The sequence below is a fragment of the Pseudomonas sp. AC239 genome (assembly GCF_979258545.1).
Genome location: NZ_OZ409864.1, coordinates 3,832,305 through 3,845,893, shown reverse-complemented (window position 1 = coordinate 3,845,893; position 13,589 = coordinate 3,832,305). Strand labels below are relative to the sequence as shown.

Here is a 13,589-nt window from a genome sequence, read left to right as displayed (position 1 = left end):
TTGCGCCAGAGGGCCTCGTACACTCCAGCGCATCCGCCTATCCCGAGGTCGTCCCCTGGTGTTTGCTCGTCTTTTTGCTTTGCCCGGTCTGCTGCTAGTCTGCCTGATGACGCTGCTGCCGCTGGCGCCCGCCCAGGCAGTCGGTCTGCCCGGCCTGCTCAACACTTCCAAACCGCAGCCTGAAGCCGTGGAACCCCTCGGCCAGTCGCTGGACGAAGTGATCAAGTCGCTGGAAAACGACAAGCAACGCGCGCAGCTGCTCAGTGATCTGAAGAAGCTGCGCGACGCCACGAAAAAAGCGCAGGCCACCCCGGAAGAAGGCGTGCTGGGCCTGATCGGCGGCACCCTCGCCAACTTCGAAAAACAGTTTTCCGGCGCCGACAGCCCGATCACTCGCTGGTCCAACGAATTCGATCTGGCCAAGGACGAACTCACCAGCAAGCTGCTCCCGGCCAACGAATGGCTGCCGATCATCTTCGGCTTCGCCGTGATTCTGATGGTCTGGAGCCTGCTCGCCGCCGCGCTGATCTGGCTTGGCCACCGCGTGCGCATGCGCTTTGGCCTCACCGAAGAACTGCCGCAACACCCCAAGGCCCTCGACATGCTGCGCTTTGCCCTGCGCAAGCTCGGGCCGTGGCTGATTGCCCTGGTGATGACGGTGTACATGAGCTACGCGCTGCCGTCGTCGCTGGGCAAAAGCCTGGCGATGGTGCTGGCTTATGCCTTGGTGGTCGGCACCTGTTTCTCGGCGATCTGCGTGATTGCTTTCTCCCTACTCGACGGCCCGCACCGCCATCGCGCGTTGTACATCCTGCGTCATCAGGCGTTTCGGCCGCTGTGGCTGATCGGCAGCTTCGCCGCATTCGGTGAAGCGCTGAGCGATCCGCGTCTGGTCGAGAGCCTCGGCGTGCATCTGGCCCACACCGCCGCAACCACCGCCAATGTCCTCGCGGCACTGTCGACCGGCCTGTTCATTCTGCGATTCCGCCGACCGATCGCGCACCTGATCCGCAACCAACCGCTGTCACGCCGCCTGACCCGCCGCGCCCTCAGCGACACCATCGAGATCCTCGGCACGTTCTGGTACGTGCCGGCACTGGTGCTGGTCGGCATCTCGCTGTTCGCCACATTTGTCTCTGCCGGCGATACCAGTACCGCGCTGCGGCAGTCGCTGATCTGCACGGTGCTGCTGGTGTTGTGCATGGTCATCAACGGCCTGGTGCGCCGCCATTCGCTGAAACCGCAACGCGGGCCGAAACGCCATGCGCTGTACTCGGAGCGCCTGAAAAACTTCTTCTACACCCTGACGCATTTGCTGGTGTGGCTGATCTTCATCGAACTGGGCCTGCGCGTCTGGGGCCATTCGCTGATCGCGTTCGCCGAAGGCGATGGCCATGACATCAGCGTCAAACTGTTCAGCCTGATCGGCACGCTGATTTTCTCGTGGCTGATCTGGATCCTCGCCGACACCGCCGTGCACCACGCCCTCACCCGCTCGCGCAAGGGTTTGGCCAACGCCCGCGCGCAGACGATGATGCCGCTGATCCGCAACGTGCTGTTCGTGGCGATTTTCATCATCGCGCTGATCGTCGCGCTGGCGAACATGGGCATGAACGTCACGCCACTGCTGGCCGGTGCCGGTGTGATCGGTCTGGCCATCGGCTTCGGCGCGCAATCGCTGGTCGCTGACCTGATCACCGGCCTGTTCATCATCATCGAAGACTCGCTGGCCATTGACGATTACGTAGACGTCGGCGGCCACCTCGGCACCGTCGAAGGTCTGACCATCCGCACCGTGCGGCTGCGCGACATCGACGGCATCGTCCACACCATTCCGTTCAGCGAAATCAAAAGCATCAAGAACTACTCGCGGGAATTCGGCTACGCCATCTTCCGCGTCGCCGTGCCGTACAACATGGAAATCGACGATGCGATCAAACTGATGCGCGACGTCGGCCAGAAGATGCGCAGCGATCCGCTGCAACGCCGCAACATCTGGTCGCCACTGGAGATTCAGGGTGTGGAAAGTTTCGAGTCCGGCAGCGCGATTTTGCGCGCACGGTTCAAGACTGCGCCGATCAAGCAGTGGGAGGTTTCCCGGGCGTTCAACTTGGCGTTGAAGCGGCAACTGGATGAGGCGGGGCTGGATCTGGCGACGCCGCGGATGAGTGTGCAGGTGATTACTGCCGGCGGCGGTCAACCGAAGGAATAGCACTCAAGCGCGCGGATGCAGTCACAGGCAAGGAAGCCAACAACAATAATCAAGGAGAAGCCCATGCAACTGACGCGCATTGCCCAGACCCTTTTGCTCACCCTGGTCGCCAGCCACGCCAGCGCCGCGACGATGGACAGCGCCCGCACACAGATCGCCGAGCAGGCGCAGAAGCTCGAGCCGGAGCTGCTGGAAACCCGCCGCGACCTGCACGCTCATCCAGAACTTGGCAACACTGAAAAACGCACCGCTGAACTGGTCGCCAAACAGCTGCAAGCCATGGGCCTGGAAGTGAAAACCGGCGTCGCCCGCACCGGCGTTGTCGCCATTCTCAAAGGCGCCCTGCCCGGCCCGACCGTGGCCCTGCGCGCCGACATGGACGCGCTGCCGGTCAAGGAAGTCTCCGACCTGCCGTTCGCTTCAAAAGCCAAAGGCACGTATCTCGACAAGGAAGTCGACGTCATGCACGCCTGCGGCCACGACGCCCACACCGCGATCCTACTCAGCGCAGCGAAAATTCTGACGGGCATGCGCGACACCCTGCCCGGCACCGTAGTGTTCTACTTTCAGCCCGCCGAAGAAGGCCCGAGCGATTTCATTCCCGATGGCAAAAATACCTGGGGCGCGAAGATGATGGTCGAAGAAGGCGTGATGAAAGCGCCGAAACCCGACGCGGTGTTCGGCCTGCACGTCTGGGCCGGCGTCCCCGCCGGCCAGATCGCCTACCGCCCCGGCCCGACCCTGGCCAGCTCCGACGACCTGCGCATCAAGATCCACGGCAAACAAACCCATGCCGGCCGCCCTTGGGACGGCATCGATCCGATCACCGTCGGCGCGCAAACCATCGTCGGCCTGCAAACCGTGGTCAGCCGCCGCACCGACATTTCCTCTTACCCGTCAGTGGTCAGCATCGGCACCATCAACGGCGGCACCCGCTACAACATCATCCCCGAATCCGTCGACATGACCGGCACCATCCGTTCCTACGACTACGGCATCCGCCAGAAACTGCACAGCGATGTACGCCAGACCATCGAGAAAATCGCCGAGAGCGGCGGCGCCAAAGCTGATGTCACCATCATCGAAAAATACGACCCGACGATTAACAACCCGGCATTGACTGAGAAAATGCTGCCGACGTTGAAGTGGGCGGCCAAGGACGATGTGGTGCAGGGACCGCTGGTGGGTGGGGCGGAAGACTTTTCGTTCTTTGCCAAAGAGGCGCCGGGATTGTTTGTGTTTCTCGGAGTGACTCCGAGAGATCAGGACATGAGCAAGGCTGCGCCGAATCACAATCCGGGGTTCTTTGTGGATGAATCGGCGTTGGTGGTTGGAGTGAGGACATTAGCGTCGTTGGCGACGGATTATTTGTATGGGAATGCGGCGGTGGGCAAGTAGAGAGGGGTGACTGTGGGGGCGCTTTCGCGAGCAGGCTCGCTCCCACAGAACAGCAAAATCAAAAGATCGTCCGATCCCGGCCCGAGCCTTCGGCAGCTCCTCCATCGATGAGCGCAAGCTCGAGTACCGTACGACGCAGTCGTACACAGCGAGTGCAGGTGCAGCGAAGGCCGCCAAGGTCAAACCACATCAACCCCAACGTGAATCGCATCATGCCGCCAAAACTCCAGATCACAATCAATCAACCGCCCATGCTGATCATAATTGACCCGCGCAATCCGCAACCCCGGGCTCCCCACCGACACCCGTAACGCCGCCGCTGCATCCACCGACAATGCCGTCGGCACCATCTCGAACCGCACCCGCCCATAGTGCAAATCGTAATGCCGCGCATACAGCTCGGTGATCGACTGATTCAAATCGAACTCGAGGATCCCCGGAAAAAACTGCGGATTCAGATAGTGCTCCACGTACAGCACCAGCCGCCCATCAATGCGCCGCGAGCGGCAAATCTGAATCACGCTCGACAACGCCGGCAGCTGCAACCATGCACACACCGCCGCCGAAGCCGGTTGCAAACGCGCCGAAATCACCTCGGTCGACGGCTCACGCCCCTGCGCACTGACCATCGCGTGAAAGTGACTGCGCTGCATCAGGTTATAAGCCAAACGCGGCGGCGACACGAACCAGCCACGCCGCTCCTCGCGATAAATCTGCCCCTGCGCCTCAAGCTGCAATAGCGCTTCACGCACAGTGATCCGCGTCGTCCCGAATAACTCGCTGAGTTTGCGTTCAGCGGGCAACTTGCTCCCGGCCGCCAGCAAACCATGATCGATTTGCTCCTGCAGCACCTGGCCAATCGCTGTCACCGCTTTCGTTGCCTCATCGCGCATCAACGTTACCTATCTGGACTAGACCAGCACTGTTTCGGGGCAAATCCGAACGCCGATCAAAGCGCCTTCGTATATTGCAAGCCTAGGCAGTGCAGATGACCGACAGATGACAAAACTACCGAACGGTCGCTTTCACGGCTTGCAATACATCGGCCAAGTCCCCTGCCCTACGGGCCTTTGGGTTTGGTCTACGCTGATCTGGCACCTTCCTGACAATGGTTGATAAAAGATCAGCCAAGAGGCCATCGACATCAAAATGTCATCCAGCCGACCTAAATTGGCTCAGGTATTGCTGACCTAGACCAACACCAACCGCAATCGCAGCGTTGAACACGACCAAGGAGCTTCGGAATGAAACAGCTTTTCCTGGCAACACTGTTAGGCTCGACCATTGCTATGTGCAGCGCCGCCATGGCGGCCGACACCGATCTGAAAACCCTCGAAGCCGCTGCGAAGGCGGAAGGCGCCGTCAACAGCGTCGGCATGCCGGACAACTGGGCCAACTGGAAAGGCACCTGGGATGACCTGGCTGCGAATTATGGCTTGAAGCACATCGACACCGACATGAGCTCGGCCCAGGAAATCGCCAAGTTCGCCGCTGAAAAAGACAATGCCACCGCTGACATCGGCGACGTCGGTGCTGCCTTCGGCCCGATCGCGGTCAAGCAAGGCGTGGTGCAACCCTACAAGCCAAGCACTTGGGATCAGATTCCGGACTGGGCCAAGGACAAGGACGGCAACTGGGCACTGGCCTACACCGGCACCATCGCCTTCATCGTCAACAAGAAGCTGCTGAACGGCTCCGACGTGCCGACCAAATGGGCTGACCTGAAAACCGGCAAATACAAAGTCTCCATCGGCGACGTGAGCACTGCTGCCCAGGCCGCCAACGGTGTCCTCGCTGCCGCACTGGCCAACGGTGGTGACGAGAAAAACATCAAGCCTGCCCTGCTGTTGTTCGCCGACCTCGCCAAACAGGGTCGTCTGTCGATGGCCAACCCAACGATCGCCACCATGGAAAAAGGCGAGATCGAAGTAGGCGTGGTCTGGGACTTCAATGGCCTGAGCTACAAAGCCAAGATGGCCAACCCGGATGATTACGTAGTGCTGATTCCGTCTGACGGCTCGGTGATTTCCGGCTACACCACGATCATCAACAAGTACGCAAAAAACCCCAACGCCGCCAAGCTGACCCGCGAATACATCTTCAGCGACGCCGGCCAGACCAACCTCGCCCGAGGCAACGCCCGGCCGATCCGCGCCGAACACCTGCAACTGCCGGAAGACGTAAAAGCCAAGCTGCTGCCCAACGAGCAGTACAAGGGCGTCACGCCGGTCAAGGACGTCGACGCATGGGAAAAGACCTCCAAAGCCCTGCCACAGCAGTGGAACGAAGAAGTCATCGTAGAAATGAAGTGATGGCTTGACCCACTGCTTGATCCGACAAAGATCCCTGTGGGAGCGAGCTTGCTCGCGAATGCGGTTATTCATTCAACATTGATGTTGGCTGATCTGACGCCTTCGCGAGCAAGCTCGCTCCCACAAGGGATTGAGTTGATTTCGGAATATCTGAATTTCGCGGAGTTTTTGCCCCTATGAAGCACACCGTCATCCTTGTCGTACTCGATGGCCTCAACTACGAGGTTGCGTGTCACGCCATGGGGCATCTGCAGGCTTATGTTGGCGCAGGACGCGCGGCGCTCTATCAGCTGGAGTGCGAATTGCCGGCCCTGTCCCGACCGCTTTACGAATGCATTCTCACCGGCGTGCCGCCGATCGACAGCGGCATCGTCCACAACAATGTCTCGCGCTTGTCCAGCCAGCGCAGCATCTATCATTACGCCCGCGATGCCGGACTGAAAACCGCCGCTGCGGCGTATCACTGGGTCAGCGAGTTGTACAACCGCTCACCGTTCGTGGCGGCGCGCGACCGCCACACCGACGATCCGTCATTGCCGATCCAGCACGGCCACTTCTATTGGAACGATCATTACCCGGACTCGCACCTGTTCGCCGACGCTGAAAGCCTGCGCCTGCGCCACGCGCCGGATTTCCTCCTGATCCACCCGATGAACATCGATGATGCCGGGCACAAGCACGGCCTTGACAGCTCGCAGTACCGCAACAGCGCGCGCTCGGCTGACGTCATTCTCGCCGACTATCTGCAAAGCTGGCTCGACGCTGGCTATCAGGTAATGGTGACCGCCGACCACGGCATGAACAACGATCGCTCGCACAACGGCCTGCTGGCGGAAGAACGTCAGGTGCCGCTATTCGTCCTCGGCGAGGCGTTCAGCCTCAACCCTGATGTCACACCGAAGCAGACCGAGCTCTGCGGCACAGTTTGCGAGCTGCTCGGCGTGCCCCACGACAAACCTGTGTGCCGGGAGCTGCTCAAGTGAATGCCATGAATCGCGGCAAATGGCTCGCGGCGCTGTGTCTGGTGCCCTTCGCGCTGTTCTTTATCGTCTTCGAAATCGCCCCGCTGGTGTGGGTGATGATCAACAGCCTGCAATCGGAAGAATCCGGCTGGGGCCTGGCCAACTTCAGCAAGATCTTCGGTTCCAAGTTCTATCGGCAGGCAATCCAGTACAGCCTGGAGATCAGTTTCTGGTCGAGCGTATTCGGCATCATCATCGCCGTGCTGGGTGCGTATTCACTACGCCGCGTCGATTCGAAGCTGCGCAACTTCGTGAATGCCTTCGCCAACATGACCAGCAATTTTGCCGGCGTGCCGCTGGCGTTCGCCTTCATCATCCTGCTCGGTTTCAACGGCAGCATTACCATCATGCTCAAGCAGTCGGGGATCATTCAGGACTTCAACCTGTATTCGAAAACCGGTCTGATCATCCTCTACACCTACTTCCAGATTCCCCTCGGCGTGCTGTTGCTCTATCCGGCTTTCGACGCCCTGCGTGAAGACTGGCGCGAGTCCGCCGCACTGCTCGGCGCCAACGGCTGGCAGTTCTGGCGGCACATCGGCCTGCCGGTGCTGACCCCGGCGTTGCTCGGCACGTTCGTGATCCTGCTGGCCAACGCCCTCGGTGCCTACGCCACGGTTTACGCCCTGACCACCGGGAATTTCAACGTTCTGCCGATCCGTATTGCGGCGATGGTCTCCGGCGACATCTCCCTTGATCCGAACCTGGCCAGCGCCCTGGCCGTGGTGCTCGTGGCGCTGATGACCATTGTCACCGTCGTGCATCAATTGCTGTTGAAGAGGAGCTACCATGTCTCGCGCTGAATCCGGCCCGGCCGGCCTCTACCACCGCGTCGTGGTCTATCTGCTGTTCGCCATTTTGCTGTTGCCGCTGCTGGGCACGCTGGTCTATTCGATCGCCAGCAGCTGGTCGGCGACGATTCTGCCCAGCGGCTTCACCTTCAAGTGGTACATAGAGCTGTGGAGCGATCCGCGTTTTCTCCACGCCTTCGGCCAGTCGCTGATCGTCTGTGTTGGCGCGCTGGTGCTGTCGGTGGTGCTGATCTTGCCGTTGCTGTTTGTCGTGCATTACTACTTTCCAAAGCTCGATGCGCTGATGAACATCCTCATCTTGCTGCCCTTCGCGGTACCGCCGGTGGTGTCCTCGGTGGGGCTGTTGCAGCTCTACGGTTCCGGGCCGATGGCGATGGTCGGCACACCATGGATTCTGATCGGCTGCTACTTCACCGTGGCGCTGCCGTTCATGTACCGCGCGATCACCAACAACCTGCAAGCGATCAACCTGCGCGACCTGATGGACGCCGCGCAACTGCTTGGCGCCAGCACTTTTCAAGCGGCGTTTCTGGTGGTGCTGCCGAATCTGCGCAAGGGCCTGATGGTGGCGCTGCTGCTGTCGTTCTCGTTCCTGTTCGGTGAGTTCGTGTTCGCCAACATCCTCGTCGGCACGCGCTACGAAACCCTGCAGGTCTATCTGAACAACATGCGCAACAGCAGCGGTCACTTCACCAGTGCGCTGGTCATTTCGTATTTCTTCTTCGTGCTGGTCCTGACCTGGATCGCCAACATCTTGAACAAGGACAAAAGCGAATGAGCTACGTCAGCGTCCAACACCTGCAGAAAAGTTACGCTGGCACTACGGTGTTCAGCGACATCGATTGCGAAATCAACAAAGGCGAGTTCGTCACCCTGCTCGGCCCGTCCGGGTGCGGCAAGTCGACCTTGCTCCGTTGCATCGCCGGGCTGACCCCGGTGGATGGCGGCAAGATCCTCCTCGACGGTGTCGACCTCGTGCCGTTGAGCCCACAGAAACGTGGCATCGGTATGGTCTTTCAAAGCTACGCGTTATTCCCCAACATGACCGTCGAACAGAACGTCGCCTTCGGCCTGCGCATGCAAAAGGTCAACGCCGATGACAGCCACAAGCGCGTCTCTGAAGTGTTGAAACTGGTTGAACTGCACGACTTCGCCGGCCGCTATCCGCATCAACTGTCCGGTGGTCAGTGCCAGCGCGTCGCCCTCGCCCGCTCACTGGTAACCCGCCCGCGCTTGTTGCTGCTGGATGAGCCGCTCTCGGCACTCGATGCACGGATTCGCAAGCACTTGCGCGAACAGGTCCGTCAGATCCAGCGCGAACTCGGCCTGACCACGATCTTCGTCACCCACGATCAGGAAGAAGCGCTGACCATGTCGGACCGGATTTTCCTGATGAATCAGGGAAAGATCGTCCAGAGCGGCGATGCCGAAACCCTCTATACCGCGCCAGTCGACGTGTTCGCCGCCGGCTTCATCGGCAACTACAACTTGCTCGACGCCGAGGACGCGTCGAAGCTGCTGCAACGACCGATCAACCATCGCATCGCCATCCGCCCGGAAGCCATCGAACTGAGCTTGAACGGCGAACTCGACGCGCAGATTCGCAGCCACAGCCTGCTTGGCAACGTCATTCGCTATCGCGTCGAAGCGCGCGGCGTGGAACTGGTGGTCGATGTGCTCAACCGCTCCGCCGCCGATCTGCATCCCGACGGACAGCGTTTGGCACTTTCCATCGATCCGACGGCCTTGTGCGAAGTTGCTTAAAAGCAGCTGCAAGCTTCGAGCTACAAGCTTCAAGTTGTAGACTGCGGTGCACCTGATTTTAATTCTTGCAGCTATTAGCTCGTAGCTTGCAGCTGTTCTCGGAGAGAACCCGATGGCTTTGGCAATTTTTGATCTGGACGAAACGTTGATCCACGGCGACTGCTCCTCGCTATGGAGTGAGCAGATGGTCCGCCTCGGCTGGGTCGATGGCGAGTCGTTCATGCAGCGCGACAAAGAACTGATGGATGCCTACGGCCGCGGACATCTGGCGATGGAAGACTATATGGCCTTCAGTCTCGAACCATTGATAGGCCGCACCCCTGAGGAAATCGAGCACTTGGTTGGCCCGTGGGTGGAAGATTTCATTGAGCCGATCATCTTCAGCGACGCGACCAAAACCATCGCCGCCCACCGCAAGGCCGGCGACCGGATTCTGGTGATCTCGGCATCCGGTGCGCACCTGGTTCGCCCGATCGCCGATCGTCTGGGCATCGACGAGATATTGGCCATCGAACTGGAAGTCGGCCATGGCGTGTACAGCGGCAACACCGTAGGTACCCTGACTTACCGCGAAGGCAAGATCACCCGCTTGCTGGAATGGCTGGATGCCGAAGAAGAAAACCTCGAAGGCGCGAGTTTCTATTCCGACTCACGCAATGATCTGCCGCTGCTGCTGAAGGTCGATTTCCCGCACGTGGTCAACCCGGATCCGGTGCTGCTCGAGCACGCAGAAAAGGCCGGCTGGCCGATCCACCTCTGGAAATGACGAAGATTTAATGTAGGAGTGAGCCTGCTCGCGATGGCGGTGTTCCAGTCAACATTGATGTTGGCTGACACGCCGCAATCGCGAGCAGGCTCACTTGTACAGGAACCTGTTGTGTCAGCTAAGACTGTCGTCAATCACCAACACCAACTTCCCCGCCACCGTATTGCTCGCCAGTTCGGCAAATGCCGCTTCAGCATCCTTCACTGCAAACGCTTTGGCCAGTTGCGGACGCAAGCGGCCCTCGGCAAACAGTGGCCACACATGCTGGCCCAAGTCACTCAGCAGATCCGCTTTGAACTGATCACTGCGGCTGCGCAAAGTCGAACCGAGCAACTGCACGCGCTTGCCGAGCACCTGCGCCAGATCCAGCTTCGCCTCGCGCCCGCCCATCAAACCGATCAACACCCAACGGCCGTCCAGCGCCATCAGCCTGAGATTGAGCGCCGAATAATCGCCACCCACCGGATCGAGGATCACATCGAACGGCCCGAAGTCGCGCAGGCTCTCCAGATCATCGGTACGCACCACGCCGCCCTGGGCACCCAGCGCTTCGCAGTAAGCCAGGCGCTCGGCGGAACCGACGCTGACCCAGCACGGGTTACCGAAGGCTTTACACAGCTGAATGGCGGCTGAACCGATTCCACTTGCGCCGGCGTGCAGGAGAATTTTCTCACCGGGTTTCAGCGCTGCAAGTTGAAACACATTCAGCCAGACGGTGGCGTACACCTCGGGCAATGCCGCCGCCTCGATCAGCGAAACGCCCTCCGGCACCGGCAGCACGTGCCGTCCGTCGACGACCACCTCTTCAGCCATGCCGCCCCCGGCCAGCAGGGCGCAAACCCGATCGCCGACTTGCCAGGACGAGCCCGCGCCGACCTCGCTGATCACGCCGGAACACTCAAGACCGAGCACTGGGCTGGCGCCTGGCGGCGGCGGATAAAGCCCTGCCTTCTGTAATAAATCGGCGCGATTGAGGCCCGCGGCCGCTACACGGATGCGTACTTGTCCTACATCACATGTAGGACTCGGCTCTTCAAGCCATGCCACTTGACCTTCAACGCCTTGCAATGCCTTCACACTGCCTCCATAGTGAGTCTGGACTGAGCCCGAAGCTGTAGCGCCGGGCTTTTTGCATTATGCGACCGGCTCTCAAAGAACCGGCGACTTCAAAGACGGCCTAATATGCGTTATCAATTGTCCCCGCGTCGAATCAGCATGAAGCATCTGCTCCCCAGCACCGCCCTCGCTCTTTTCATCGGTATCGGTCTGTTGCCGGTGTCGGGCACCACATTCGCAGCCAACAGCTGGGACAAGTTGCAGCCTGATCGCGATGAAGTCATCGCCAGTCTGAACGTCGTCGAGTTGCTCAAGCGTCACCACTACAGCAAGCCGCCGCTCGACGATGCGCGCTCGGTGATCATCTACGACAGCTACATCAAGCTGCTCGACCCGTCGCGCAGCTATTTCATGGCCAGCGACATCGCCGAATTCGACAAGTGGAAGACGCAGTTCGACGACTTCCTCAAGAGCGGCGACCTCAACGCCGGGTTCACCATCTACAAGCGCTATCTGGACCGCGTCAAAGCGCGTCTGGACTTCGCCCTCGCCGAGCTGAACAAAGGCGTGGACAAGATGGACTTCAACACCAGGGAGACCTTGCTGATCGACCGCAAGGACGCGCCTTGGCTCAAGTCCACCGCAGAACTCGACGACCTGTGGCGCAAACGCGTCAAGGACGAAGTGCTGCGCCAGAAGATCGCCGGCAAAGAGCCGAAGCAGATCCAGGAAACACTGACCAAGCGCTACAAGAATCAGTTGGCACGTCTGGACCAGACCCGTGCCGAGGATATCTTCCAGGCGTACATCAATACCTTTGCCATGTCCTATGACCCGCACACCAATTATCTGTCGCCAGATAACGCGGAAAACTTCGACATCAACATGAGCCTGTCCCTCGAAGGTATCGGCGCCGTGTTGCAGAGCGACAACGATCAAGTGAAAGTCGTGCGTCTGGTGCCAGCAGGCCCGGCTGACAAGACCAAGCAAGTCGCCCCGGCCGACAAGATCATCGGCGTTGCCCAAGGCAACAAGGAAATGGTCGACGTGGTCGGCTGGCGTCTGGACGAAGTGGTCAAACTGATTCGCGGTCCGAAAGGCACCGTGGTGCGTCTGGAAGTCATTCCGGCGAGCAATGCGCCGAACGACCAGACCACCAAGATCGTGCCGATCACCCGTGAAGCGGTGAAGCTCGAAGACCAGGCCGTGAAAAAGTCGATTCTCAGCCTGAAACAGGACGGCAAGGACTACAAACTCGGCGTGATCGAGATCCCGGCCTTCTACCTCGACTTCAAGGCCTTCCGTGCCGGCGATCCGGATTACAAGAGCACCACCCGCGACGTCAAGAAGCTGCTGACCGAGCTGCAGAAGGACAAAGTCGACGGCGTGGTCATCGACCTGCGCAATAATGGCGGCGGCTCTTTGCAGGAAGCCACCGAGCTGACCAGCCTGTTCATCGATAAGGGCCCGACCGTGCTGGTGCGTAATGCCGATGGCCGTGTCGACGTGCTGGAAGATGAAAACCCGGGCGCGTTCTACAAAGGCCCGATGGCGCTGCTGGTCAACCGCCTGTCCGCCTCGGCTTCGGAAATCTTCGCCGGCGCCATGCAGGACTACCACCGCGCGCTGATCATCGGTGGTCAGACCTTCGGCAAAGGCACCGTGCAGACTATTCAGCCGCTGAACCATGGCGAACTGAAACTGACCCTGGCCAAGTTCTATCGTGTCTCCGGGCAGAGCACCCAGCATCAGGGCGTGCTGCCGGACATCGACTACCCGTCGCTGATCGACACCAAGGAAATCGGTGAAAGCGCCCTGCCGGAAGCCATGCCGTGGGACACCATCCGCGCGGCGATCAAACCAGCAGCCGATCCGTTCAAGCCGTTCCTCGCCCAGTTGAAGTCCGAACATGACTCGCGCACCAACAAGGATGCCGAGTTCGTGTTCATCCGCGACAAGCTGGCCCTGGCGCAGAAACTGATGGAAGAAAAAACCGTCAGCCTCAACGAAGCCGATCGTCGTGCCCAGCACGCCGACATCGACGCCAAGCAACTGGCGATGGAGAACATCCGTCGCAAGGCCAAAGGCGAAGAACCGCTCAAAGAGCTGAAGAAAGAAGACGAAGACGCACTGGCCGCTGCCGAGCCGGACAAGGTCAAACCGGAAGACGATGCCTACCTGAGCGAAACCGGGCGCGTCCTGCTGGATTACCTGAAACTGAGCAATCAGGTGGCCAAGAAGTAAGTG

At 59.9% G+C, this 13,589-nt stretch carries 11 protein-coding genes; 9 read left to right on the top strand and 2 right to left on the bottom strand.

All coding sequences use genetic code 11. From position 1 onward, the window contains the following. The first annotated feature begins 58 nt into the window (after nt 1-58). Both ACZ0AZ_RS17545 and ACZ0AZ_RS17540 read left to right on the top strand, forming a co-directional pair. On the top strand, nt 59-2,212 hold the full coding sequence (locus tag ACZ0AZ_RS17545) for a mechanosensitive ion channel family protein (protein WP_129999233.1): 2,154 nt from the start codon (nt 59-61) through the stop codon (nt 2,210-2,212). A 63-nt stretch (nt 2,213-2,275) separates the two neighbouring features. Continuing rightward, a complete protein-coding gene (locus ACZ0AZ_RS17540) occupies nt 2,276-3,610 on the top strand; it encodes an amidohydrolase (RefSeq protein ID WP_463537797.1) in 1,335 nt (444 codons plus the stop codon). Nucleotides 3,611-3,789: 179 nt separating this feature from the next. On the opposite strand, the gene phnR is transcribed toward ACZ0AZ_RS17540, so the two are convergent. Beyond that, entirely contained in the window at nt 3,790-4,503 is a 714-nt protein-coding gene (gene phnR / locus ACZ0AZ_RS17535; protein WP_129999235.1) for a phosphonate utilization transcriptional regulator PhnR, read from the bottom strand. Between the two features lie 351 nt (nt 4,504-4,854). Here phnR and ACZ0AZ_RS17530 point away from each other — a divergent pair, with 351 nt between their 5' ends. The 6 genes from ACZ0AZ_RS17530 (at nt 4,855) to ACZ0AZ_RS17505 (ending at nt 10,286) form a co-directional block, all read left to right on the top strand. Further along, nucleotides 4,855-5,922, top strand: a complete 1,068-nt coding sequence (locus tag ACZ0AZ_RS17530; RefSeq protein WP_463537796.1) for an ABC transporter substrate-binding protein — start codon at nt 4,855-4,857, stop codon at nt 5,920-5,922. Nucleotides 5,923-6,098: 176 nt separating this feature from the next. Next, nucleotides 6,099-6,905 (top strand): alkaline phosphatase family protein, encoded by an 807-nt coding sequence (locus tag ACZ0AZ_RS17525; protein WP_463537795.1) that lies wholly within the window; start codon nt 6,099-6,101, stop codon nt 6,903-6,905. 5 nt (nt 6,906-6,910) lie between these two features. After that, a complete protein-coding gene (locus tag ACZ0AZ_RS17520) occupies nt 6,911-7,747 on the top strand; it encodes an ABC transporter permease (RefSeq protein ID WP_161984092.1) in 837 nt (278 codons plus the stop codon). Next, nucleotides 7,734-8,534 (top strand): ABC transporter permease, encoded by an 801-nt coding sequence (locus ACZ0AZ_RS17515; RefSeq protein ID WP_039763773.1) that lies wholly within the window; start codon nt 7,734-7,736, stop codon nt 8,532-8,534. Before ACZ0AZ_RS17520 ends, ACZ0AZ_RS17515 begins: the two co-directional genes overlap by 14 nt. Further along, the gene (locus ACZ0AZ_RS17510; protein ID WP_463537794.1) at nt 8,531-9,520 is read left to right on the top strand and encodes an ABC transporter ATP-binding protein; all 990 of its coding nucleotides are present in this window, start codon (nt 8,531-8,533) and stop codon (nt 9,518-9,520) included. The genes ACZ0AZ_RS17515 and ACZ0AZ_RS17510 overlap by 4 nt, the downstream gene beginning before the upstream one ends. 112 nt (nt 9,521-9,632) lie before the next feature. Next, on the top strand, nt 9,633-10,286 hold the full coding sequence (locus ACZ0AZ_RS17505; RefSeq protein WP_129999239.1) for an HAD family hydrolase: 654 nt from the start codon (nt 9,633-9,635) through the stop codon (nt 10,284-10,286). Nucleotides 10,287-10,400: 114 nt separating this feature from the next. On the opposite strand, the gene ACZ0AZ_RS17500 is transcribed toward ACZ0AZ_RS17505, so the two are convergent. Then, the gene (locus tag ACZ0AZ_RS17500; protein WP_129999240.1) at nt 10,401-11,363 is read right to left on the bottom strand and encodes a zinc-binding dehydrogenase; all 963 of its coding nucleotides are present in this window, start codon (nt 11,361-11,363) and stop codon (nt 10,401-10,403) included. Nucleotides 11,364-11,501: 138 nt separating this feature from the next. Here ACZ0AZ_RS17500 and ACZ0AZ_RS17495 point away from each other — a divergent pair, with 138 nt between their 5' ends. Then, nucleotides 11,502-13,586, top strand: a complete 2,085-nt coding sequence (locus tag ACZ0AZ_RS17495) for a carboxy terminal-processing peptidase (RefSeq protein ID WP_165368417.1) — start codon at nt 11,502-11,504, stop codon at nt 13,584-13,586. Nucleotides 13,587-13,589 lie beyond the last annotated feature (3 nt).

Coding starts and splice junctions, on each gene's coding strand:
- ACZ0AZ_RS17540 (WP_463537797.1), top strand. CDS start 2,276: ATGCAACTGACGCGCATTGCCCAGACCCTTTTGCTCACCCTGGTCGCC.
- phnR (WP_129999235.1), bottom strand. CDS start 4,503: ATGCGCGATGAGGCAACGAAAGCGGTGACAGCGATTGGCCAGGTGCTG.
- ACZ0AZ_RS17530 (WP_463537796.1), top strand. CDS start 4,855: ATGAAACAGCTTTTCCTGGCAACACTGTTAGGCTCGACCATTGCTATG.
- ACZ0AZ_RS17525 (WP_463537795.1), top strand. CDS start 6,099: ATGAAGCACACCGTCATCCTTGTCGTACTCGATGGCCTCAACTACGAG.
- ACZ0AZ_RS17520 (WP_161984092.1), top strand. CDS start 6,911: ATGAATCGCGGCAAATGGCTCGCGGCGCTGTGTCTGGTGCCCTTCGCG.
- ACZ0AZ_RS17515 (WP_039763773.1), top strand. CDS start 7,734: ATGTCTCGCGCTGAATCCGGCCCGGCCGGCCTCTACCACCGCGTCGTG.
- ACZ0AZ_RS17510 (WP_463537794.1), top strand. CDS start 8,531: ATGAGCTACGTCAGCGTCCAACACCTGCAGAAAAGTTACGCTGGCACT.
- ACZ0AZ_RS17505 (WP_129999239.1), top strand. CDS start 9,633: ATGGCTTTGGCAATTTTTGATCTGGACGAAACGTTGATCCACGGCGAC.
- ACZ0AZ_RS17495 (WP_165368417.1), top strand. CDS start 11,502: ATGAAGCATCTGCTCCCCAGCACCGCCCTCGCTCTTTTCATCGGTATC.